The sequence below is a fragment of the Bacillus norwichensis genome, from assembly GCF_014836955.1.
Taxonomy (GTDB): domain Bacteria; phylum Bacillota; class Bacilli; order Bacillales; family Bacillaceae_C; genus Siminovitchia; species Siminovitchia norwichensis.
Map to the genome: position 1 here is coordinate 38452 of NZ_JACSPV010000020.1, position 24371 is coordinate 62822.

Below are 24371 nucleotides of genomic sequence, written 5' to 3' on the forward strand. Positions count from 1 at the left end.
CGCAACCAAAGCGGTTGCGCTTTTCCCCGCTTGTGTAAAACACAAGTACTTTATAAAGGCAAGGTCCGGTTTAAATTCATTCGGATTCGTTGCTGTATAAGTTTGTCCGTTAAATCTGGACAGCCATTTTAGTATAAAAAGCGTCTGCTGAAAATGTTTGGGGTGTGTGGAATGAAGTTGATAGTTGGACTGGGCAATCCTGGTTCTCGTTATGAAAAAACAAGGCATAATATTGGATTCGAAGTTATCGATGAGCTAGCCTCACGTAATGGAGTTAAATTAAATGAATCAAAATTTAACGGTTTGTACGCTAATATTCACAAAAACTGTGAAAAAGCCATATTATTAAAACCACTAACATATATGAATTTATCAGGGGAAAGTATCCGTCCGCTGGCGAACTATTACAAAATCCCTGTTGAAAATATACTTGTTATTTATGATGATCTTGATTTGCCGGTTGGTAAAATTAGGCTGAGGCAAAAAGGGAGCGCTGGTGGCCACAATGGCATTAAATCAACCATTCAGCATTTGGGTACACCGGAATTCAACCGGATCAGGATTGGAATTAACCGACCTCCGGAAGGGATGAAGGTTCCCGATTATGTATTGGGAAGGTTTTCTGGTGATGAATGGGATCATATGCAATCTGTCATTCAAATAAGTGCAGATGCATGTGAAGAATGGATGGAAAAGTCATTTCTTGAAGTAATGAACAGATTTAACTCCAATGGATGAATAACTTCAGGCACAGGCGTTTATACTAAAAAGTGAAATTTGCCTTGCCAAGGAGTGATTAGTATGACGGTCCATTACTTTTGCCGCCACTGTTCAGCCAAGTTAGGTTCTATTGAAAATCATATATCCCAACAATTGGGTTTACACAAACTAACGGAAGAAGAGAGACAGGAAATGGTCACTTATCAAACGGACGGAGACCTCCATATTCAAGCAATATGTGAGGATTGCTACGAAGCCTTTTCACGCAATCCCGACTTGCACCAATATGATCATTTGATCCATTAAAAGCTTTGGCATTGCCCAAAGCATTTTTCCATTTAGATATTTGGTCTATTTTCTGGAAAGAGGAGAAAGTCATGCATGGTTTACGAGATTTGATTGTACAGCAAAGTGAACTGCAATCAGTGATTGCCGGAGTCAAGGAAGGCATACGCGAACAACTTGTAGCGGGTCTTTCAGGGTCGGTGCGAGCTTTGTTAATAGCGGCGGCTGCAAAAGAAACAGACAAATCACTTATTGTTGTTACACATAATTTGCTTCAAGCACAAAAACTTTATGAAGACCTTACACAATTGGTTGATGAAAATCAATTGTTTTTATACCCTGCAAATGAGCTGATTGCGTCCGAACTCGGTGTAGCGAGTCCGGAGCTCAGATCACAGCGGATTGAGACACTGAATCATATGGTTTCTGGCCGCCAGGGTGTTTTTGTCGTGCCAATGGCAGGACTTAGAAAAAAATTGCCGCCCACAGATGTTTGGAAGAAACTGCAACTTCAGATTGAAGTCGGTTGGAAGTTGGATTTAGAAAAGGAATTGCCATTGCTAGTGCAAATGGGTTATAACCGGGCCGATATGGTCAGTGCTCCGGGGGAATTCAGTATCAGGGGCGGGATTTTGGATATTTACCCGCTGACTGAGGATGATCCTGTTAGAATAGAGCTTTTTGATGTAGAGGTCGACTCGATCCGAACGTTTTCTATTGAGGATCAGCGTTCAAAAGAGAAACTGTCACACGTTGTGATTGGGCCAGCTACCGAGTCGCCTGTTGATGCGAGTACGCTCGTTCATGCAGCGGATAAGCTCGAACAAAGTTTGGCTCATTCATTAAAAAAGGTAGAAAAAGATACAACAAAAGAACAGTTGATGCAAAACATTAAAGCTGATATTGAACAAATGAGAAATGGGCAAAAACCCGAACAATTTTTCAAATATATGCAATTGGCCTATGATCCAGCTGCAAGTTTGCTAGACTATGTTTCTCGCGACGCCCTTTTGATATTGGATGAGTTAAGCCGAATCCAGGAAATGAATGAACGCCTTGAAAAAGAAGAAGCGGAATGGTTCATGTCTGTCCTGGAGCATGGGGAGATAACCCATGACATGGAGATTGCCCACTCCTTGAACGAACTATTAGCTAATTCTCCACTGCCAAGGATCTATTTATCATTATTTTTGCGGCATATTCCGAATACGAGTCCGCAAAATATTGCAAATGTGCCATGCAAGCTTATGCAAAATTTTCACGGACAAATGCACTTGCTTGCATCAGAGGTAGAGCGTTGGAGGAAAAATGACATGTCTGTTGTTTTCCTTGCCCCTGATGAAGAGCGGAGCCAAAAAATGCAGTCTGTTTTGCAGGATTATGGTATGGAAGCCGCCATTGTGGAGGAACCCGGAAAATTTGCCGGCATCCAAATTGTCAATGGGACTTTGAATACAGGCTTTGAGCTTCCGTCATTAAAATTGGCTGTGGTAACTGAAGAAGAGGTTTTCAATAAGAAAACGAGGAAAATGAAACGTCGGCAAAAGCTGTCTAATGCTGAACGGATCAAAAGCTATTCCGAGTTGAACGTCGGCGATTATGTGGTTCATGTCAATCATGGTATTGGTAAGTATTTAGGTATAGAAACCCTGGAATTAAAAGGCGTCCATAAAGATTACCTGCATATCTCCTATCAGGGGAACGATACCTTGTACGTGCCGGTAGACCAGATTGAGCTCGTCCAAAAATATGTCGGTTCAGAGGGCAAAGAACCGAAAATGTACAAATTGGGCGGTAACGACTGGAAACGAGTTAAGAAAAGAGTCGAGTCATCGGTCAAAGATATTGCCGATGAACTGATAAAGCTATACGCCGAACGGGAAGCGACAAAAGGGTATGCATTTTCTCCTGACAGTGATATGCAGCGGGAGTTTGAATTGTCTTTTCCTTATCAAGAAACAGATGACCAGTTAAGATCTATTGTAGAAATCAAGCGGGATATGGAAAGGGAACGTCCGATGGATCGTTTGCTTTGCGGAGACGTTGGCTATGGAAAAACCGAAGTCGCTATCCGAGCAGCTTTCAAAGCAATTATGGATGGAAAGCAAGTAGCTATTCTTGTTCCGACGACGATCTTGGCTCAACAGCACTTTGAAACAATCAAGGAAAGATTTAACGATCATCCTATCAATATTAGCCTGCTGAGCCGTTTCAGGACGAAAAAACAGCAGACGGAAACCTCCAAAGGATTGAAAAACGGGACGATTGATCTTGTCATTGGCACCCATCGACTTTTATCAAAAGATATTAAGTTTGCAGATTTGGGACTTCTCATTGTGGATGAAGAACAGCGCTTCGGTGTGACTCACAAGGAAAAAATTAAACAGTTAAAAACAAATGTGGATGTACTCACTTTGACGGCGACACCTATTCCGCGGACGCTTCATATGTCCATGCTCGGGGTGCGGGATTTGTCTGTCATTGAGACACCACCGGAAAACCGTTTTCCTGTTCAGACATATGTGATGGAGTACAATGGGATGTTTATAAAAGAAGCGATTGAACGTGAGCTTGCCCGTGATGGACAGGTGTATTTCCTTTATAACCGTGTGGAGGATATTGAAAGGAAAGCGGAGGAAATTTCTATGCTTGTCCCTGATGCACGCGTCGCCTATGCTCATGGACAAATGGGAGAATCAGAGCTTGAATCTGTCATTCTAAGCTTTTTGGACGGAGAGTTTGATGTGCTTGTCACGACGACGATTATCGAAACGGGTGTGGATATACCGAGTGTCAACACATTAATTGTTCATGATGCGGATCGCATGGGGCTCTCACAGTTGTATCAGCTTAGAGGACGGGTCGGTCGTTCCAATCGGGTAGCCTATGCTTATTTCACGTATCGCAAAGATAAAGTTTTGACCGAAATTGCAGAAAAAAGGCTCCAGGCCATTAAGGAATTCACTGAACTTGGATCAGGTTTTAAAATTGCCATGCGAGATTTATCCATCCGAGGCGCTGGTAATCTTCTTGGAGCTCAGCAGCATGGATTTATTGATTCAGTTGGATTTGACTTATACTCCCAAATGCTGAAAGAGGCGATCGAACAGCGTAAGGGAGACGCTTCTTCTGACATGGCTCCATCCTTTGAAGTGGAATTGGATTTGGATGCTTATATTCCAGATGTCTATATTTCTGACAGTCAGCAAAAAATTGAAATGTATAAGCGATTCCGCAATGTAGAATCAATGGAAGAAGTAGATGAGCTTAAGGAAGAAATGATCGATCGTTTTGGTGATTATCCGGAGCAAGTAGGATATTTGTTTTCAGTCGCCGAAATGAAAGTACATGCTCGTTTTAGTAAACTTGAATCAATCAAGCAGTCCAAAGGTGAGATTGTGATTTATTTCTCGGAGGAAGGTACAAATGAGATTGATGGACGAAAAGTATTCCAGGTAACGAACGCACATGGCCGGATTGTGGGTCTTGGCATGGAGGGCAACCGATTGAAAATTACTTTGCAAATCAGCCGTCTGGCATCAGATGAATGGTTGTCCATTGTCATGGATATCGTTAAAGAATTGACTACTGCCAAAAAAACGGAAGCGATTGTTTAAGGTTTGATTAAGTGGAGTATCGACACTATGAAGGATTTATGATTATATGTCGGCGTGAGCAGAATTATTAAAAACGGTCTTACTAACAGGACTTTCATTACGAACCTGCCAAAATGAGGCACTCTTTTCATCAGAAAAAGCTAAAAAAAGAAATTTGACCCAAAAATGAGCAGTTTATGAATAGAACCTATTTTTTTGAAAGATACTATTTCCAACAACGCAAGGCAATGGGTTGAAAAAGAAGTATTTGCAGGAATAGTGAAAAGGGATCTTAAAATAGGCTCCCTCAAGTTCAATTTTGGATATTCCGGAAATCATCTGATGAAAGAGAGGCAACTTTGTGATGAAGGCAACAGGAATAGTTCGTCGTATTGATGATCTGGGAAGAGTAGTGATACCGAAAGAAATTCGAAGGACACTCAGAATTCGGGAAGGAGATCCGCTTGAAATCTTTGTAGATCGCGAAGGAGAAGTCATACTTAAAAAATATTCCCCAATTAATGAATTGGGTGATTTTGCAAAAGAATATGGTGAAGCATTGTTTGACAGTCTTGGCAGCTCTGTCTTAATTTGTGACAGGGATGCAGTTATAGCTGTAGCCGGCAGCTCGAAAAAGGATTACATGAACAAAAATAACAGTGAAATGATTGAGCAGGCTATGGCTAACAGAACGTCTAAGCTGGAAACTACCGCTGGCACCTTGGCTCTTGTAGAAGGCGTAGAGGAAGAGATTGCTTCTTATGCGATTGCACCTATCATTGCAAGCGGTGATCCTATCGGCGCGGTTGTCATTTTCTCCAAAGATAAGACCATCGGGGAAGTTGAACAAAAATCGGCTGAAACTGCGGCAAGCTTTTTGGCAAGGCAAATGGAATCTTGAACTAATATTTTAACTTTATTCAGCAGAAGTCTCCCACTTCTGTAAGTGGTTAGATGAATGCATGTTGGTTTTCCATTCAGCAGGGGTTCAAACCCAGGCTGAATAAAGTTAAAGCCTCCGGCGGATGCCACAGATTTTCAGAGGGAATTTATTGAGCGAAAGCTTGATAAAATCTGGGCGCAAATACGCCAAGGCGCATTTGATAAAAGGAAAGGGCTGTCTCAAAAGCCCCCAAATGAATCAGTCGAAGGAAAAACAGTTTGTCGTTTTTTCTCGGCTGATTTTGCATTTTGTGAAGGTAGTTATATTCGCCAATTGTACCCATTTTTAATGGGAACCTCATAATCGCACTTGGAAGCAGCAAAAAATGGGCATTTGCCTTAATTTTATTTTGTAGAGGTCTTTACTTAATAAAGCAGCAAAGCATCATATCCTGGCGGCAATGGGGAAGATCTTGTTGGCGATATTTTGGGGATATCTATTCCTCAAGCGAAATCCGGTATAATCGCGTGGATTCTGTTTTTAGCGATCACTCGTTGACGAATCCAGTGTGGTATAATTGCTTCCGGATGAAATTATGTAGAAAGGCGAGGGAGAGCTTGCCGAATGATTCACGACAATTGATGAAAGGCGCTGTTATTTTGACGTTAGCAGCTTTCATCATTAAGATTTTAAGCGCGGTATACCGCGTCCCTTTTCAAAATATTGTTGGCGACACGGGCTTTTACATATATCAGCAGGTCTATCCGTTGTACGGCATTGCTTCTGTTCTGGCAGCTTCCGGTTTTCCGGTGATTATTTCGAGGATTGTAGCGAAAAAAACTGCTGAAAATGAAGCAGATTTGCAACGGACATTACAAACAATATTTATTGTTTTGTGCATTGTTGGAATCACTCTCTTTCTGTTTGTATTTTTCGGTGCCAACGCAATCGCCGGCTGGATGGGGGACCCCTTGCTTGCACCTGTGATTCAAGTCATCGCTTTTCCATTTTTGCTATTACCGTTTCTTTCCGTATGGAGGGGAGCTTTTCAGGGAAGTGGAAATATGACCCCGACTGCGGTTAGCCAGGTTACGGAGCAGTTCATCAGGGTGGCAGCCATTTTGATCATTTCCTATTTTCTTGTGAACGGGGGCTTCTCTCTTTATGAAACAGGGCGTGGAGCCTGGACAGGAGCAGTGATTGGCGGGGTTGCCGGTCTTATTGTAATGAGTAGGTATGTTCGAAAAACAGGGTTGAATGTATTTTCTTTTCAGCGCGTTTCAATACGGGAATTACTGTCTGTGGGAAAAATAGTAGTTATCTATGGTACGGCTATTTGCTTCAGTGGTCTTCTTTTAATTTTGTTCCAATTGGTCGATTCGTTGAACTTATATACGCTTCTTGTACAATCAGGCTGGCAAATGGAAGAGGCGAAGTCATTGAAAGGCGTTTTCGATCGGGGGCAACCGCTTATTCAGCTTGGTACCGTTGTGGCTACTTCGATGTCACTGGCGCTTATCCCAGCAGTGACGACAGCCTGGACGCAAGGGAATACAGAGATTCTTCAAAAGAAAGTGATGACAACGTTTAAGGTCAGTCTGGCTGTCGGATTGGGTGCAGCTGTTGGGCTGATGAATATCATAAAGCCGACTAATATCATGCTTTTTAAAAATGCAGATGGTTCAGGCGTTCTGGCTGTATTAGCAGCGGCTATTTTATTGGCGTCAATTATTATCACTTTATCTGGGGTTCTACAAGGACTTGGACAAATGATGGTACCGGCTAAATATATACTGTTGGGAACCATGTGCAAGTATTTCGGAAATCTTGTCCTCGTCCCTATCTATGGGTTGGCAGGAGCGGCTTGGGCGACAGTCTTTGGTTTGCTAGTAGTCTGCCTGTTCATTATGTTGAAATTGAAAAATTTTTTCTCTATTCAATCCGTTCTTTGGCATTCAGTTCCCCGCCTTATATCGGCAGCAGCTGCGATGACCATAGTTTTGCAAATGTGGCTGTTTATTTTTCAACAGATGGATATGCAGGGGCGTCTTTCCAATGCGATGGTTGCTTTAACAGGTGTGGCGATAGGGGGACTTGCCTATCTTGTGGTCATGATACAAATGAACTTGTTTACGGAAGAGGAAGCCAATCACATTCCGTATTATTCCAAGCTTAAAAGATTCATTCGGATTGGAAAAAAAGAAAGGGGGAAAAAGTGATGAATAGTATTCGAGTGGCGGGACTGGGTGCAGGAGATCTGGACCAGCTTCCTCTTGGTATCTATAAACGATTGAAAGAAACAGATCATTTATTTTTAAGAACAAAGGAGCATCCAGTTATCAAACAACTGGAAGCAGAAGGGGTTACTTATTCTTCCTTTGACGATATATATGAAAAACACGATCAATTCGAGGCGGTCTATGAAGAAATTACGGAGTCGCTTCTTGAGAAAGCAGCTAAAAGAGATATTGTTTACGCGGTGCCTGGTCATCCTTTGATTGCTGAAAAAACGGTCCAACTTTTATTGGAAAGGAGTGCTGCACGCGGAATTAATGTAACGGTCGAAGGAGGACAAAGCTTTTTGGATGCTTTGTTCACTGCCGTTCGTGTAGATCCTATTGATGGTTTTCAACTACTGGATGGGACAATGATGAAGCGGGGGGATGTACAAATCTCCCAGCACGTTATCATTGCACAGGTATATGATCAAATGATTGCTTCGGATGTCAAGCTCAAATTGATGGAAAAATACCCGGACGATTATGAAATCACCGTTGTGACAGCAGCAGGAAGTTCCAACGAGAAGATTAGGACTCTTCCATTGTATGAATTGGATAGACAGCCTTTCTTGGATAATTTAACGAGTGTATATGTTCCTCCGATTATATCAAGGGAGCTTTCTTTAAAAGAGTTTTCCACATTAAGGGAGGTCATCGCTGATCTGCGTGGACCAGAAGGATGCCCTTGGGACAAAAAGCAGACGCATTTATCTTTGAAAAAATATTTGATAGAAGAATCATATGAGCTGCTTGATGCCATTGACCGCGATGATATTGATAACATGATCGAAGAGCTTGGGGATGTGTTGCTGCAAGTGATGCTACATGCGCAAATCGGCGAGGATGAGGGTATGTTTTCCATTGAAGATGTGTTTGAGGGCATTTCGAGAAAAATGATTCGCAGGCATCCTCATGTATTTGGAGGAATAAAAGCAGACAATGCAGATGAAGTCATTAAGAACTGGGAACAAATTAAAGCGGAAGAAAAAGGGGAGCAAAAAAACAGTGACTCCCTTCTTGACCAAACTGAAAAAGGACTTCCGGCTTTACTTCGTGCTTATGAAGTTCAAAAGTCTGCAGCGAAGGTTGGCTTTGATTGGGATCATGCGAGAGAAGCTATGGAAAAAGTGAAAGAGGAAACAAAGGAATTTGAGGAAGTACTGGCGAAACAAGAAAAGAAGCGTCAATTAGAGGAAATGGGAGATCTTCTTTTTGCAGTCGTTAATGTGGCTCGTCTTGCCAAAATCCATCCTGAGGAGGCACTACAGGCAGCCAATGAGAAGTTTTACAGACGTTTCGCTTTCATCGAGGAGGAAGTAAGGAAAAGCGGGCGGCCATTTGATGATTTTTCATTGGAGGAATTAGATTTATATTGGGATGAAGCAAAAAAACAAGGGAAATAGAGGGTGAGTAAAGTGGCAACGATGCGGCTGGATAAATTTTTAAAAGTATCACGGTTAATTAAAAGACGTCCTCTTGCCAAGGAAGTTGCGGATAAGGGAAGAATTTCAATCAATGGACAGCAGGCGAAGGCCAGCTCCAATGTGAAAGTGGGAGATGAGCTCTCCATTCGCTTTGGCCAAAAAATTGTCACAGTCCAAGTGGAAGAACTTCAGGATTCCACGAAGAAAGAAGATGCGGCAAGTATGTACCGTCTGTTAAAGGAAGAGCGATTAAAGGAAGAATGATGACAGAAAATCGGGTGCCGATGGAAAGCACTCGATTTTTTTATTTCATGAAAAGGGACTGATCTGGATGTTACACGCGATTATTTTGTTTGTGTTAGCAGGTATTGCCGAGATTGGCGGAGGTTATCTGATCTGGCTTTGGCTGCGGGAGGGCAAGCCGTTGTATTGGGGTGTCCTAGGAGGAGCGACTTTGGCCCTCTACGGTGTGATTGCCACTTTTCAGGCATTTCCAACATTTGGACGTGTATATGCGGCATACGGTGGTGTGTTTATCATTCTATCCATTTTATGGGGGTGGGGAATCGATAAAAAGACACCTGATCTATATGATTGGGCAGGTGCCAGTATCTGCTTGATAGGTGTGGCCGTGATTCTTTTTGGTCCGCGGAATTAGATGTGCAAGGGCTTGTTCTATTCGCTTCCCTCGAGACATAAATATGTATAAAATCTGTGCGAAAAAGAGGGATGAAGATGAGCCAATATTACGATCAAAATCAAGCTGGAAAAGGGACTGTGCCTGATCATGATCTGGTGATGCGGGGCCGCAGATTAATTGATATTACGGGTGTAAAGCAGGTAGAGAGCTTTGATAATGAGGAATTTCTACTTGAAACGGTTATGGGATTTCTGGCAATCCGGGGACACAGCCTGCAAATGAAAAATCTGGATGTTGATAAAGGCATCGTATCTATCAAAGGGAAAGTCTATGATATTGTTTACCTTGATGATCACGATGGAGGCAAAGCTAAAGGATTCTTTGGCAAGTTGTTCAAATGAGTCTTCCTGTTCAATTTTATACGCTGCTTGCCATGATCGGAATGGGAAGCCTCTTTGGTGCTACGCTTGATACGTACCAGCGCTTTTTGAAGCGGGGGAAAAGAAAAAGATGGATTGTCTTTTTGAATGATCTCCTGTTCTGGTTCATACAAGGGGCCCTTATCTTTTATGTTCTTTTTTTGGTCAATTACGGGGAGGTGCGATTTTATCTTTTATTGGCACTCCTATGCGGTTTTTCAGCTTATCAGGCTCTTTTCAAAAAAATTTATCTGAAGCTACTGGAATCACTGATCCAATTGATCAAGTCCATTGCCAGATTGATATACAGGACGGCTTATTTATTGGTGTACAAGCCCTTTAGAGGATTGTACCTTCTGATCGTTGCTATTATTCTTTATGTATTCGGCCTCTTATTGTCTCTTGTAAAAATTGTCTGGATAATGGTAAAATGGGTGATAAAGACTGTTTTTAAGCCATTTATATGGATGTTGAATAAGGTCATACCTGAATCAGTGAAAATATTTTTCGCCCAATTGCGAAAAACAGTAGCAGGATATTTAGAAAGTAGCAAGAATATAATCATCAAAGCGATAAATTTTTTTCAAAAAAAGAGATAGGAGGCTTATGGATGGGTGTTAGGCCAAAAAAAACTGTTACACTTGAAAATAAATATTTGATGGAACAAGAGGCTTCTGCACGTTCGACAGTCAGAAGGCGGAAACTATTGGTCCGACGCTTGTCCGTTTTCCTCGTATTCACCATTGTAATCTGCATTTTGCTGATTTCAACCTTGGTTTCAAGGGAGTCTGCCTTGGAGGCAAAGAAGGAAGAGAAAGCTCTGGCGGAAGCAAAATTGGCTAAACTTGAGAAGAGGCAATTGATGCTTGAGAACGAGATTTTGAAACTAAATGATGATGAATATATTGCGAAGCTTGCCAGAAGTGAATATTTCCTTTCTGATAAAGGTGAAATCATTTTTAACATTCCAAAAGAGAAAGACAAAGAAAAGGATTAACTTTATTCAGCAGAAGTCTCCCACTTCTGTAAGTGGTTAGATGAATGCCTGTTGGTATTCCAATCAGCGGGGGTTCAAACCCAGGCTGAATAAAGTTAAAGCCTCCGGCGGATGCCACAGATTTTCAGGGGGAATTTATCGAGCGAAAGCCCGATAAAATCTGGGCGCAAATACGCTAAGGCGCATTTGATAAGGGCTCATATTGACACTTTTTTTAGAACTTCGCTATAATATAAAGTAAGGTTTATTTTTGTAAACACTTTAAGGAGGATAAATTTTTTTATGTCGATTGAAGTAGGCAGCAAGGTACAAGGTAAGGTTACAGGCATCACTCATTTTGGGGCGTTTGTTGAGTTGCCCGGGGGCTCGACAGGACTTGTTCACATTAGTGAAGTAGCCGACAATTATGTTAAAGATATCAATGAGCACTTAAAAGTTGGCGAAGAAGTGCTTGTAAAGGTCTTAAATGTTGAGAAGGATGGAAAAATTGGGCTTTCAATCCGCAAGGCCAAAGATCAGCCTCAGTCTCCTTCCCGTGCAAGACAAGGAAGAGCGAACGATTTTCGTCCAAAGGAAAGTTTCGAGCAAAAGATGAATCGCTTCTTGAAAGAAAGCGAAGATCGGTTGTCATCTTTAAAACGCCATACCGAGTCTAAACGAGGTGGACGTGGCTCCAGGAAAGGTTAACTTGCTGTCTCTTTAACGTATAGACCTGACGGTCCTGACGAGGTAAAGAAAAGCATACCACCGGACTTATTCCATATGAAGAGCAAAAAGCGAAAGAACGATGAAAAGTTCTTTCGCTTTTTTTGAGTTTTGAAAAAAGTGCTTTGTTTGTCTGACAGCGAGAGTCATAGGCGAAGGATTAAGCTATACTACGCTTTCCTCAAGGTTCTGCGCCGATAAATAGTCTTTCTGCGTTTTTCTTTTTCCTTTATCTCATCGGAAGCAGTCCAGTCTGTACATCGATGAGCAAGGCGCTATCACTGTTATTTTACCTATCAAAATCTTTCTTCTAATAAATCCTTCCCTTTTGAGCCCTTTCGACTCTCCTTTCCCTTGCTCGACTTTCAAAGTTTATTGCTTCTCTTATTGCCCGAATTAGTCGAACGAAACTTGGACACATATCCTTTAAAGTGACAAAGTTTTAGGATATGCCCCCTTATAATGGGAAGCAATTATTTATTTGCGGGGAGAGATGAAAAATGGAAAAGGGAGATCAAAGTATCGTCGAATCCGTCGGGACTGCAAATTTGCAAGGGACAGACCTTGATTTTTCTACAGGATTAAAGAGACTCCAGCAGAAGGTGGAGTATTTGTTTCTTCAAAAAGGGCTTGCGCTGCTAATTGTCAGCGTCTTGCTTGGACGAGCGTTGATCTTGTCGCAGTTGACTCCGTTCGCTTTGCCATTTTTTGCAGCTATTTTTATGACAAGAAGGAAAAGCGCCCCTCTTGTGTTATTTGGCCTGTTGGCTGGTTCTCTGACCATATCCATAGGAAATACTCTATTTATTTTTTCCGCCTGCGCTATTTTTCTTGTAAGCTTTCGTTTGCTGGAAAGACTGCACGCCATGCCAATTAAAGCGCTGCCTTATTATGTATTCTTTATTTCCCTCTTTACCAAATGCCTTTTCATTTATGCTGGAAATGGGCAGGTTTTTACAAACTATGATGCTCTCATGGCAGCTGTAGAAGCTGGTTTATCGTTGGTTCTTGTCTTTATCTTCATTCAAAGCACTCCTTTTCTGACAGCAGGAAAAAGAGCGAAGGCGTTAAAGACGGAGGAAGTCATCAGCTTAATTATTATGTTGGCATCTGTCATGACGGGAACAATTGGCTGGGCCATATACGGCTTGTCCATTGAACATATTTTATCCAGGTATCTCGTTATCCTATTTGCTTTTACAGCTGGTGCCACTGTCGGTTCTACCGTTGGTGTTGTGACAGGGCTCATTTTTAGCCTTGCAAGCATGGCCAGCTTTTTTCAAATGAGTCTACTTGCATTTGCTGGCTTGTTGGGGGGACTGCTTAAGGAAGGAAAACGGGCTGGCACAGCGATAGGGCTTCTTGTGGCTACTTTGCTAGTTGGCATATATGGAGAGGAAAACGGAGTCCTAGCAATAACTATGTATGAATCATCTATCGCAGTTATTCTCTTATTCCTTACCCCGTATTCTTTGATAGAAAAGCTTGCCCGACATATTCCAGGCACAGCTGAATATGCACAGGATCAGCAACAATATGCGAGAAAAGTCCGTGACATCACCGTTCGGAGAGTGGAACAGTTCTCCTCTGTTTTTGAAGCGCTTTCGGATAGCTTTTCTGAACCGGAAAAATGGAAGGAGTCCGTTGATGACGAACAAGAATTTGACTTATTTTTGAGCAATGTTACTGAGAAAACCTGCCAGATGTGTTTCAGAAAAGATAAATGCTGGGGAGAGCACTTTGATAAAACATATGACCTGATGAAAAATATTATGCATGAAATAGATGAAGAATCGGGGGTGCTGCCAAGGCCGGTTCATCACCAGTTGGAAAAGCATTGTAACAAAGCAGGAGCTGTAAAGAACGTCATCCATCAGGAATTGGCGGTTTATCAAGCGAACCAAAAGTTGAAACGTCAGGTCCAGGAAAGCAGGAAGCTTGTGGCGGAACAGCTTTTAGGCGTTTCTGAAGTAATGGGAGACTTTGCAAGAGAAATTAAGCGCGAACAGAATAACCATCACAAGCAGGAAGAAATGCTTTTGAACGCCCTGCAGGATTTTGGTGTTGATATTGAATATGTAGAAATTTACAACCTGGAAGCCGGCAGCATTGATATTGATGTGATGATTCCGGACTGGTACGGAAATGGGGAATGTGAAAAACTAATTGCCCCACTCATTTCGGACATCATGGGCGAAACAGTCGTTGTTCAGAATAAGGAAGATGCCGAATTTGCAGATGGGTATCATTACGTGACTATGCGATCCGCCAAAGCCTATGTGGTCGAGACAGGGGTAGCCCACGCAGCCAAAGGAGGAGGTTTTCTTTCAGGTGACAGCTATTCAACGATTGAACTGGGGGGAGGGAAATTTGCACTTGCCATAAGTGACGGTATGGGCAACGGAGAGAGGGCTCATAAAGAAAGCAATGAAACATTGAAGCTTTTACAAAAGATTCTTCAGTCGGGCATTGAGGAAAAGGTAGCAATAAAATCAATCAATTCTGTCTTATCTTTAAGAACTGATGATGAAATTTTTTCAACCCTGGACTTGGCCATGATTGATTTGCAGACAATTGAAGCCAAGTTTCTAAAAATAGGATCTACACCGAGCTTTATCAAAAGGGGGAATAAAATTAAAAAAATCGAAACGAGTAATTTGCCGATCGGAATATTGGAGGAATTTGACTTTGATGTCGTTACGGAACAGCTTCGAGATGGAGATTTGATTATTATGATGAGCGATGGCGTATTTGAGGGTCCGAAGCATGTGGAGAATTACGAATTATGGATGAAAAGAAAGCTGAAAGAGTTGCAGACGAGTGATCCACAAGCTATTTCCGATCTCATCATGGAAGAGGTGATCCGGACTCGTTCAGGGGTCATACAAGATGATATGACGATCGTCACGGCAGAAATAAAGCGGAACACACCTAAATGGGCAGCAATCCCCGTTCGAAATAAAGCATCTAGATTATCTGGTGCAAGCTAGTTCAAGATAGGGGTCTGACCCCGGTATAAAAACCTCCTGATCCGGCGAGGATGATAGCAGATCAGACGGCTAATAGCCGCGAACGGAAATGGAGGAAATGAATGTGAAGAAAGGTACGTTAAAACAAATATTACTTATTACAGATGGATGTTCTAATCAGGGGGAAGATCCGGTAGCCATGGCATCATTGGCACAGGAAAAAGGCATTACCGTAAATGTGATTGGCGTGTTGGAAAATGATTCAATAGATGAAAAAGGAATGGCAGAAATCGAAGGAATTGCGATGGCCGGCGGCGGAATCAGTCAAATTGTTTATGCGAAAGTCTTATCTGAAACCGTTCAAATGGTTACACGAAAAGCAATGACACAGACCATACAAGGAGTTGTGAATCGGGAGCTGCGGCAAATCTTGGGGAGTGATACATCTCTTGAAGAGCTTCCTCCTGACCAGAGGGGAGAAGTGATGGAGGTAGTAGATGAACTGGGCGAAACATCTGACTTGGAGGTTCTGGTTCTGATTGATACTAGTGCCAGCATGAAATTCAAGCTACCGACTGTTCAGGAGGCGCTACTTGATCTGTCTTTGAGTTTGAATGCGCGTTCAGGGAAAAATTCTTATTCTGTCTATGTTTTCCCTGGCAAACGAGAGGAAGTGAGCAGGCTGTTGGATTGGACACCTCAGCTTGATAAGTTGACCAATTTGTTTCCAAAATTGGCTGCAGGCGGGGTTACACCTACAGGACCAGCGCTTCGTGAGGCTGTCGCTTCTTTTGAAAAAAACCGCTCACTAAGGGGGCTTTTCCTAAGAGATGAAGAACAATTCCTGGATGAAACAATGTAACTTTTCGCTGGGGACTGTTGTAGGAGGCAAATGGCATGGTCAGCATTATACCATCATCAAGAAATTGGGCAGCGGGGCCAACGGTGTTGTCTATCTTGCAAAAGGAAAAGATGGTGATGTTGCGTTGAAAATGAGCGATGACAGCATGTCCATCATATCGGAAGTAAATGTGCTCAAAGCTTTTTCAAAGGTCCGGGGGCCAGTCCTTGGACCTTCTTTCTTGGATGTGGATGACTGGGAAAAAGGAAATCGAAAGCCGATCCCCTTTTATGTAATGGAGTATATCGAGGGGGATGACCTGCTCACCTTCATTCGTCGCAAAGGTCGACATTGGGCAGGGATACTGATTGTGCAACTGTTGGATATTTTGGAGCAGATGCATAAGCAAGGCTGGGTTTTCGGTGATCTGAAGCCTGAAAATCTCATTGTATCTCCTCCGAGGACAAGGATTCGCTGTATAGATGTAGGAGGAACAACAAAAGAAGGGCGTTCAATTAAGGAGTTCACGGAATTTTTTGACAGAGGCTACTGGGGATTGGGATCCAGAAAGGCAGAGCCTTCCTACGATATTTTTTCAACAGCGATGCTCATGATCAATATATATTATCCGGGCAGGTTTACACGAAAGGGAAACGGGCTGGCTCAATTAAAGGAAATGATTAAAAGGGACTCGGAGATTCACAGTTTTGAACCAGTGTTGCTTAAAGCGCTTGAAGGGAAATACCAAAATGCCGGAGAGATGAAAAATGAATTGCTTAGAAAGCTCTCCATCCGGAATTCTAGATCCCAATTGCACTCAAGAAAAAAGCAGAAAAGCCAGAGAAAAAGGAGTTCGATGCATGAGACTGCGGGTGTTTTGCTGATTACGTCATTTTTGTACGGCTTATACATATATTTATTTTTATTATAGAGGGGAAGTTTCGTGAGGTTCCTTCGTGAAAATGGTAAACTAATGGATATAAATAAGCATTTTTATTTATAGAGGAAAGGCGGAGTTTCCGCTATTTCTGTGTTGCCTTCTAGATTTGACAAATTTTTGAACACGTACTATACAAGTAGGGGAATAGATGACCTGATGTTGGACTTTGAGAAAAAGACATTGAACTTTATTAAAAGACACCGGTTATTAGACAGCGGAGACCTTGTCCTGGCTGCTGTATCTGGAGGACCCGATTCAATGGCCATGCTCGATTTTTTTGTAAAAAGACAGGGGCTTTTCGACATTAGTTTGGTGGTCGTCCATGTAGACCATATGCTCCGGGGGAAGGAATCTGCTCAGGATCTGGAATACGTAAAAGCCTACTGCGAGCAGAATGGACTAGAATTGAAGGCAGCCTCCATCGATATCAAAAAGAAAATGGAGACGGAGAATAAAGGTATGCAGGAGACTGCGAGGGAGTATCGTTACCGTTTTTTTGAAACTGTAATGAAGGAGCTTGGTGCAGATAAACTTGCTGTTGCGCAGCATGCAGATGATCAAGTGGAAACAATCCTCATGCGCTTAACGAGGGGGAGCAGCGGCAAGTCGCGTGCCGGAATCCAGTCAACAAGGCGGTTTTGCAACGGAGAATTGATTCGCCCGCTTCTCGGAGTGAATAGAAGGGAAATCGAAGAATACTGCGCTTCTCACCAATTAGAGCCTAGAATTGACCCCAGCAATGATAAACCATCCTACACAAGGAATCGTTTTCGAATGGATGTGCTGCCGGCCCTCAAGCGGGAAAACCAACAAGTTCATGAACATTTTCAGCGATTCAGCGAAGAACTACTGGAAGATGAAGCTTATTTGGAAATGCTGGCTGAACGTGAAATCAAGGCAGTAACTGATTTTGAAAATGGAAAGATCCGGTTAGATATTCGCTCTTTTTTACAAATGCCTTTGCCTTTACAAAGAAGGGGGATTCATCTAATATTAAGCTATCTTTATAAGAAAAATATAACCCATGTAACTGCTTGGCATGTTGGATTGATTGGGAAGCTTTTGAAAGGGGAAAACCCTTCGGAAAAGCTGAACCTCCCTCTTGGATTAAATGTCCTTCGATCCTATGATAATTGTGTTTTTACGTTTGAGGAAATGAAACCGGCACAAGATTACGAATATGAAATCAGTGTTGGACAGGAAATCCTCCTTCCGGATGGAGGGATGGTCCGTTTGGAAAATGCATTAGGTGCCTTTGCAGGCGATGATGAAGATTTTATCTATTTGAAGGAGAATGATTTAAAGCTCCCACTCATTATACGGACCCGAAGGCCAGGAGATCGGATCAAGGCCAAAGGATTGGAAGGAACGAAAAAATTAAAAAATTTGTTCATTGATGAAAAAATCCCCAGATTCCAGCGGGATAGCTGGCCGGTCATAACCGACCAGCGAAATCAGATACTATGGGTTCCAGGATTGAAAAAATCCTTATATGATGTAGGACCTCAAGGCCATGGACATCGATATATATTGTACTACAGAACCTCTGGAGGGCAGCATAGCCAATGAAAAATGACATTGAAAGAGTATTGATTACGGAAAAAGAGATTGATGAGAAAATCCGGGAGTTTGGAGCTCAACTCACGGAGGAATACGATGGCCGTTTTCCACTTGTCATTGGTGTTTTAAAAGGGGCCATGCCATTCATGGCAGATCTGTTGAAAAGGGTCGATACTTATTTGGAAATGGATTTCATGGATGTTTCGAGTTACGGTATGTCCACAACCTCTTCTGGAGAAGTGAAAATCTTAAAGGATTTGAATACGCCAGTTGAAGGTCGAGACATTTTGATTATTGAGGATATCATTGATAGTGGTGTTACTCTGAGTTATCTTGTGGAGTTATTCCGCTACAGGAAAGCAAAGTCGATCAAAATAGTGACATTGCTTGATAAACCTGAAGGAAGAAAAGCAGATGTGAAAGCCGACTATGTGGGTTTTGTTGTTCCAAATGCGTTTGTTGTAGGTTACGGGCTCGATTATGCGGAGAAGTACCGGAACCTTCCTTATATAGGGGTTTTGAAACCAGAGGTATATGGCAATAATGAAAATTAATGAATGAGAAACAAAATTGCAGTGGAGATTTGTTGTAAAGTCGGAAATGACTATGATACTATTGAATATAGTTTTTTGACCGTGGGAGGAGGCTAGGGATGAACCGGATCTTTAGAAACACAATCTTTTATTTACTTATTTTTCTCGTACTCATCGGTATTGTCAGTTGGTTCAACAATACCAATGAAACGACAAATAATATAACGTATAAAAAATTTATCACACACTTGGAAAATGGTGATATCAAGGAATTTTCCATACAGCCTGAAAGAGGCGTCTATGAAGTCGTTGGTCAATTGAAAAACGCCAAAGAAGGCGAGCGTTTCATAACCTATGTGATGAATAACCCGGCAATGCTTGACAGGATTGATGCTGCTGCATCTGAGGTTGAAGTTATGCCGGCAAAAGAAACAAGTGGTTGGGTATCTTTCTTTACAACCATCATCCCGTTTATCATCATCTTTATTTTATTTTTCTTCTTGCTCAATCAGGCACAAGGTGGCGGAAGCCGTGTCATGAACTTTGGAAAAAGCAAGGCGAAGCTTTATAGTGAAGAGAAGAAGAAAGTCCGCTTTAAAGATGTAGCGGGTGCTGATGAAGAGAAGCAGGAACTGGTGGAAGTAGTAGACTTTTTAAAAGACCCAAGAAAGTTCTCTGATTTAGGGGCACGGATTCCGAAAGGGATTCTGCTAGTTGGACCACCAGGAACAGGTAAAACCTTGCTTGCGCGGGCGGTTGCCGGGGAAGCTGGGGTTCCGTTCTTCTCAATCAGTGGTTCCGACTTTGTTGAAATGTTTGTAGGTGTCGGTGCGTCCAGGGTTCGTGATTTGTTCGAAAATGCGAAGAAAAATGCACCGTGTATGATTTTTATAGATGAAATTGATGCTGTCGGTCGCCAACGTGGCGCCGGTCTCGGTGGGGGACATGACGAGCGGGAACAGACATTGAACCAGTTGCTCGTTGAAATGGATGGATTTGGTGAAAACGAAGGTATTATCATCATTGCAGCCACCAACCGCCCAGACATCCTTGACCCGGCTCTACTGCGCCCAGGCCGTTTTGACCGTCAAATTACGGTTGATCGCCCGGATGTTAACGGAAGGGAAGCAGTTCTTAGGGTTCATGCGAGAAACAAACCGCTTGATGGTTCAGTTGACCTTAAAGCAATCGCTATGAGGACACCAGGATTCTCAGGTGCTGACTTAGAAAACCTGTTGAACGAAGCTGCTTTGATTGCAGCCCGTCGAAATAAAAAGATGATTGATATGACGGATGTCGATGAAGCGACAGATAGGGTTATTGCAGGACCAGCCAAGAAAAGCAGGGTTATTTCCGAAAAAGAAAGAAACATTGTTGCCTACCATGAAGGCGGACATACCGTTATTGGATTGGTTCTTGATGAGGCTGATGTTGTTCATAAGGTGACAATTGTTCCAAGAGGGCAGGCAGGCGGTTATGCCGTTATGCTTCCTAAAGAAGACCGTTATTTTATGACGAAGCCAGAATTGCTTGATAAAATTACAGGTTTGCTTGGTGGTCGGGTAGCGGAAGAGATTACATTTGGAGAAGTGTCTACTGGAGCTCATAATGACTTCCAGCGTGCAACGAATATCGCCCGTAAGATGGTAACCGAATACGGAATGAGCGATAAGCTTGGTCCGCTACAATTCGGCCAGGCTCAGGGCGGCCAAGTATTCCTTGGCAGAGATTTGCATAATGAGCAAAACTATTCAGATGCCATTGCTTTTGAAATAGACCAAGAAATCCAGCGTATCATTAAAGAATGTTATGCACGTGCTAAAGAGATTTTAACGAAGCATCGTGACAAGCTGGAATTAATTGCCCAAACCTTGTTAGATGTGGAAACTTTGGATGCGGAACAAATCAGAAGCCTGTTCGATACCGGAAAGCTTCCGGATCGCTCTGTGGTATCTTTGAACTCAGGTGATGAAGATCAAGACCGTGAAGAGCCCAAAGTGACGCTTCAACCTAAGGAAGAGGAAAGCGATCCATTAGCTATTGATGAACAGCGTCCGGAAGATCCGCTTGCTCCTCCTAAAAAAATGGGGCCAACAAAGCCTTCCGATCCTAAAGATTCGGACTCGGATCATAGAGTTTAGACTATATGAAGACACTGATATATATCGGTGTCTTTTTTCTTCAGTAAAAAAGCATAAAATTAGACTGAGTTTTGGCGAACAGCGGATTTTGCTTCGTCTCGGACAAGTCTGCATCGGCCTTTTTTGTTGATGATCGGGCGTTTGTCTTTTGTTCTAGGGTAAGAAAGTATAAAATTAGATGAAATATTTTAAGATTCAAGCTACGACGCACAGGAGGTGCTAGTACGGGTGAAGCGACAGAACGTAGGGCCAGGCTTCATCGGCGCAAGGATTAAGTGGAGGATGTGGCTTATTTAAGGAAGCATATGCTTCCCTTATCGCGAAGTTTTTCACGATGTAATTGGAGTGAGTAGCTATGCTGTGGTGGCTGAGGAACTCTTTCATCAAATTTCGCCTAAGACAGCGTGCCTTTCGTTTTTATTATTTAGGCCGAAGGGCTTTAATGGTATGATGTGTGAAGAAAACAGTCTTGTAAAAAGTTGGTGAGAAGGTTGATTTTTGTTTTGGATGTAGGGAATACAAATACTGTCCTCGGTGTTTATGACAATGATTATTTAAAATACCATTGGCGGATCGAAACAAACCGGCATAAAACTGAAGATGAATATGGTATGGTGATTAAATCTCTTTTCGAGCATGTGGGAATCCGCTTTGACCACATTAACGGGATCATCATTTCTTCAGTTGTCCCTCCTATTATGTTTACATTGGAAAAAATGTGTAAAAAATATTTTAAAGTAAAACCTTTGGTTGTTGGACCCGGGATTAAAACAGGATTGAATATAAAATATGAAAATCCCCGCGAAGTGGGGGCAGACAGGATCGTGAATGCAGTAGGGGGAATCCATGAATATGGAAGTCCGCTAATTATCGTGGACTTTGGAACTGCGACCACTTTTTGCTATATCAATGAACAAGCCGAGTATACAGGCGGTGTGATTGCTCCAGGAATCGGTATTTCAACAGAGGCATTGTACTCAAAAGCCGCCAAACTTCCACGTATTGAAATCACACATGTAGATGATATTATTGGCAAAAATACAGTGGCGGCGATGCAGGCAGGAATTTTATTTGGATTTGTGGGACAAGTTGAGGGAATTGTTAACAGGATATTTGAGAAGAGTAAAAAGAAACCGACTGTTATTGCCACCGGTGGATTAGCTAATCTGATTTCATCAGAAACGGAAATGATTGATATTGTTGACCATGACTTGACGTTAAAAGGCTTGCATTTAATATATAAAAGAAATATTTCTAATTAAGAGGTGTACTGTGATGAGTGATTATTTGGTTAAGGCTTTGTCCTTTGATAAACAAGTGCGCGCTTATGCGGTTAATAGCACAGAAACTGTTGGGGAAGCTCAACGTAGACATCAAACCTGGCCAACAACGTCGGCAGCCCTTGGAAGAGCGATGACAGCGGGCGCTATGATGGGTGCTATGTTAAAAGGGGAGGAAAAACTGACCGTAAAGGTGGAAGGCGATGGCCCAATTGGAGCGATTATTGTTGATTCTGATGCAAAAGGGCACGTTCGCGGCTATGTCTCCAACCCGCAGGTCCATTTTGATTTGAATGAAAAAGGCAAGCTGGACGTACAGCGTGCTGTGGGAACAAACGGTACAGTGTCTGTTGTGAAAGATATTGGTCTCAGAGAAAACTTTTCGGGGCAGGTGCCGATTGTTTCCGGAGAGTTGGGAGAAGATTTCACCTACTATTTTGCCGTGTCTGAACAAACGCCTTCTTCCTTAGGTGTAGGCGTTCTGGTAAATCCCGATAATACCATTCTTGCAGCTGGAGGCTTTATTATACAATTGATGCCGGGAACTGATGAAGAGACGATTAGCAAAATTGAGGAGAGCATCAATAAGACACCGCCTGTTTCGAAAATGATCCAAGATGGGCTGTCACCTGAAGAGATCCTTTATCAACTGCTTGGTGAAGACAATGTCCAGGTTATTGAAAAGATGCCGGTGAAATTCCAATGCACTTGTTCCAAAGAACGCTTCGGCCGAGCAATTATTAGTCTGGGAGAATCCGAAATCCAAGAAATGATAACGGAAGATGGGAAAGCTGATACCCAATGCCATTTCTGTAATGCTGAATATCACTTTACAAAAGAAGAGCTGAAAGATATTTTGGAAGAGGCCAAAATGGCGTAGGTTCTTTTTACTAAATATTTTATAGCAATCCCTATTTATAGGGATTTTTCCGTTGACAGCGTGGTTTTAACGTGGTAGGTTTAAATAAACCAATAAAACTACTCGGAATTAGAGGTGGAGGAAAAATGTCACAAATTGCAAACTCGATTACGGATTTAATTGGCAATACCCCGATTGTAAAACTAAACCGACTGGTTGATGAGAACAGTGCTGAAGTTTATTTAAAGCTTGAATACATGAACCCAGGAAGCAGTGTAAAGGATCGTATTGCTTTGGCGATGATTGAAGCCGCGGAAAAAGAAGGAAAATTGAAAGAAGGCGACACGCTAATAGAACCAACGAGCGGAAATACGGGAATCGGTCTTGCGATGGTGGCTGCCGCCAAGGGATACCGTGCGGTTCTTGTCATGCCTGATACGATGAGTCTTGAAAGGCGTAACCTTTTGCGTGCCTACGGAGCAGAGTTGGTCTTGACTCCAGGTGCGGAAGGAATGAACGGTGCGATTAAAAAAGCCAATGAATTGGCAAAAGAACACGGATATTTCTTACCACAGCAATTTGAAAATAGTGCAAACCCGAAAATTCACAGCGAGACAACAGGTAAAGAAATTGTTGAGCAAATGGGCGATCAGCTAGATGCGTTTATATCCGGAATCGGTACAGGTGGAACGATTACAGGTGCTGGTGAAGTGCTAAGAGAGAAGTATCCTGATATTAAAATCTATGCTGTTGAGCCAAAGGATTCCCCTGTATTGTCTGGAGGAAAGCCAGGTCCTCATAAAATTCAAGGCATTGGAGCAGGATTTGTTCCAAAAGTATTAAATACAGAGATTTATGATGAAGTTATTACGGTAGCAAATGAAGATGCATTTGAAACAGCAAGAAAAGCATCTAAAGCGGAAGGTGTGCTTGGTGGTATCTCTTCAGGTGCTGCTATCAGTGCAGCATTATCTGTTGCTAAAAAGCTCGGCAAAGGCAAAAAGGTTTTAGCCATCATTCCAAGCAACGGTGAGCGTTACCTCAGTACGCCACTCTACCAATTTGAAGATTAAAAGAAAAGCGCAAGGCGACGATTAGCGGCGTACAGACTGGACGCCTCCTGACGAGATAAAGGAAACACGGCGAAGCCGAAGGTGAGCCGATGTTGACTTATCGTAGGAAGGAGAAGGAAGTCTGCTAGTCGCTGGAGCCTGAAGCTAGACAAAAGAAAAGCGCAAGGCGACGATTAGCGGCGTACAGACTGGACGCCTCCTGACGAGATAAAGGAAACACGGCGAAG

The 24371-nt window shown here is 42.5% G+C and carries 21 protein-coding genes; all 21 read left to right on the forward strand.

Annotated features, from left to right (window positions below; translation table 11 throughout):
• Positions 1-171 precede the first annotated feature (171 nt).
• The 21 genes from pth (at position 172) to cysK (ending at position 24144) form a co-directional block, all read left to right on the forward strand.
• Complete coding sequence (gene pth, locus H9631_RS12545) at positions 172-738, forward strand: aminoacyl-tRNA hydrolase (RefSeq protein ID WP_191813280.1); 567 nt, start codon at positions 172-174, stop codon at positions 736-738.
• A 63-nt stretch (positions 739-801) separates the two neighbouring features.
• On the forward strand, positions 802-1026 hold the full coding sequence (locus tag H9631_RS12550) for an anti-sigma-F factor Fin family protein (RefSeq protein ID WP_191813282.1): 225 nt from the start codon (positions 802-804) through the stop codon (positions 1024-1026).
• Positions 1027-1097: 71 nt separating this feature from the next.
• On the forward strand, positions 1098-4622 hold the full coding sequence (gene mfd / locus H9631_RS12555) for a transcription-repair coupling factor (RefSeq protein WP_191813284.1): 3525 nt from the start codon (positions 1098-1100) through the stop codon (positions 4620-4622).
• Between the two features lie 343 nt (positions 4623-4965).
• Positions 4966-5502 carry a stage V sporulation protein T gene (gene spoVT / locus H9631_RS12560; protein ID WP_191813331.1) on the forward strand — a complete coding sequence of 179 codons (537 nt, stop codon included), beginning with the start codon at positions 4966-4968 and terminating at the stop codon, positions 5500-5502.
• A gap of 599 nt (positions 5503-6101) precedes the next feature.
• The gene (locus tag H9631_RS12565) at positions 6102-7703 is read left to right on the forward strand and encodes a putative polysaccharide biosynthesis protein (protein WP_191813286.1); all 1602 of its coding nucleotides are present in this window, start codon (positions 6102-6104) and stop codon (positions 7701-7703) included.
• Positions 7703-9166: a bifunctional methyltransferase/pyrophosphohydrolase YabN gene (locus tag H9631_RS12570; RefSeq protein ID WP_191813288.1), complete on the forward strand. Its 1464-nt coding sequence runs from the start codon at positions 7703-7705 to the stop codon at positions 9164-9166. Before H9631_RS12565 ends, H9631_RS12570 begins: the two co-directional genes overlap by 1 nt.
• A 21-nt stretch (positions 9167-9187) precedes the next feature.
• Positions 9188-9451 carry an RNA-binding S4 domain-containing protein gene (locus H9631_RS12575; RefSeq protein WP_191813333.1) on the forward strand — a complete coding sequence of 88 codons (264 nt, stop codon included), beginning with the start codon at positions 9188-9190 and terminating at the stop codon, positions 9449-9451.
• Between the two features lie 67 nt (positions 9452-9518).
• Positions 9519-9845, forward strand: a complete 327-nt coding sequence (locus H9631_RS12580; protein WP_191813290.1) for a YnfA family protein — start codon at positions 9519-9521, stop codon at positions 9843-9845.
• Between the two features lie 77 nt (positions 9846-9922).
• Positions 9923-10228 carry a sporulation protein YabP gene (yabP, locus tag H9631_RS12585; protein WP_191813292.1) on the forward strand — a complete coding sequence of 102 codons (306 nt, stop codon included), beginning with the start codon at positions 9923-9925 and terminating at the stop codon, positions 10226-10228.
• Positions 10225-10845, forward strand: coding sequence for a spore cortex biosynthesis protein YabQ (gene yabQ, locus H9631_RS12590; protein WP_191813294.1), 621 nt, complete (start codon positions 10225-10227; stop codon positions 10843-10845). Before yabP ends, yabQ begins: the two co-directional genes overlap by 4 nt.
• 11 nt (positions 10846-10856) lie before the next feature.
• Entirely contained in the window at positions 10857-11243 is a 387-nt protein-coding gene (locus tag H9631_RS12595; protein ID WP_191813296.1) for an FtsB family cell division protein, read from the forward strand.
• A gap of 282 nt (positions 11244-11525) precedes the next feature.
• Positions 11526-11930, forward strand: a complete 405-nt coding sequence (locus tag H9631_RS12600) for a S1 domain-containing RNA-binding protein (protein ID WP_191813298.1) — start codon at positions 11526-11528, stop codon at positions 11928-11930.
• Between the two features lie 518 nt (positions 11931-12448).
• Positions 12449-14938, forward strand: coding sequence for a stage II sporulation protein E (spoIIE, locus tag H9631_RS12605; RefSeq protein WP_191813300.1), 2490 nt, complete (start codon positions 12449-12451; stop codon positions 14936-14938).
• A 103-nt stretch (positions 14939-15041) separates the two neighbouring features.
• Positions 15042-15779 (forward strand): vWA domain-containing protein, encoded by a 738-nt coding sequence (locus H9631_RS12610; protein WP_191813302.1) that lies wholly within the window; start codon positions 15042-15044, stop codon positions 15777-15779.
• The gene (locus H9631_RS12615) at positions 15748-16689 is read left to right on the forward strand and encodes a serine/threonine protein kinase (RefSeq protein WP_191813304.1); all 942 of its coding nucleotides are present in this window, start codon (positions 15748-15750) and stop codon (positions 16687-16689) included. Before H9631_RS12610 ends, H9631_RS12615 begins: the two co-directional genes overlap by 32 nt.
• A gap of 165 nt (positions 16690-16854) precedes the next feature.
• Positions 16855-18267, forward strand: coding sequence for a tRNA lysidine(34) synthetase TilS (gene tilS / locus H9631_RS12620; protein WP_191813305.1), 1413 nt, complete (start codon positions 16855-16857; stop codon positions 18265-18267).
• Positions 18264-18812 (forward strand): hypoxanthine phosphoribosyltransferase, encoded by a 549-nt coding sequence (gene hpt, locus H9631_RS12625; protein ID WP_191813307.1) that lies wholly within the window; start codon positions 18264-18266, stop codon positions 18810-18812. The genes tilS and hpt overlap by 4 nt, the downstream gene beginning before the upstream one ends.
• A gap of 98 nt (positions 18813-18910) precedes the next feature.
• Complete coding sequence (ftsH, locus tag H9631_RS12630) at positions 18911-20932, forward strand: ATP-dependent zinc metalloprotease FtsH (RefSeq protein WP_191813309.1); 2022 nt, start codon at positions 18911-18913, stop codon at positions 20930-20932.
• Positions 20933-21423: 491 nt separating this feature from the next.
• Positions 21424-22194 (forward strand): type III pantothenate kinase, encoded by a 771-nt coding sequence (locus tag H9631_RS12635; protein ID WP_191813311.1) that lies wholly within the window; start codon positions 21424-21426, stop codon positions 22192-22194.
• Positions 22195-22207: 13 nt separating this feature from the next.
• Positions 22208-23092 carry an Hsp33 family molecular chaperone HslO gene (gene hslO, locus H9631_RS12640; protein ID WP_191813313.1) on the forward strand — a complete coding sequence of 295 codons (885 nt, stop codon included), beginning with the start codon at positions 22208-22210 and terminating at the stop codon, positions 23090-23092.
• 125 nt (positions 23093-23217) lie between these two features.
• Positions 23218-24144, forward strand: a complete 927-nt coding sequence (gene cysK / locus H9631_RS12645; RefSeq protein ID WP_191813315.1) for a cysteine synthase A — start codon at positions 23218-23220, stop codon at positions 24142-24144.
• Positions 24145-24371: the final 227 nt, after the last annotated feature.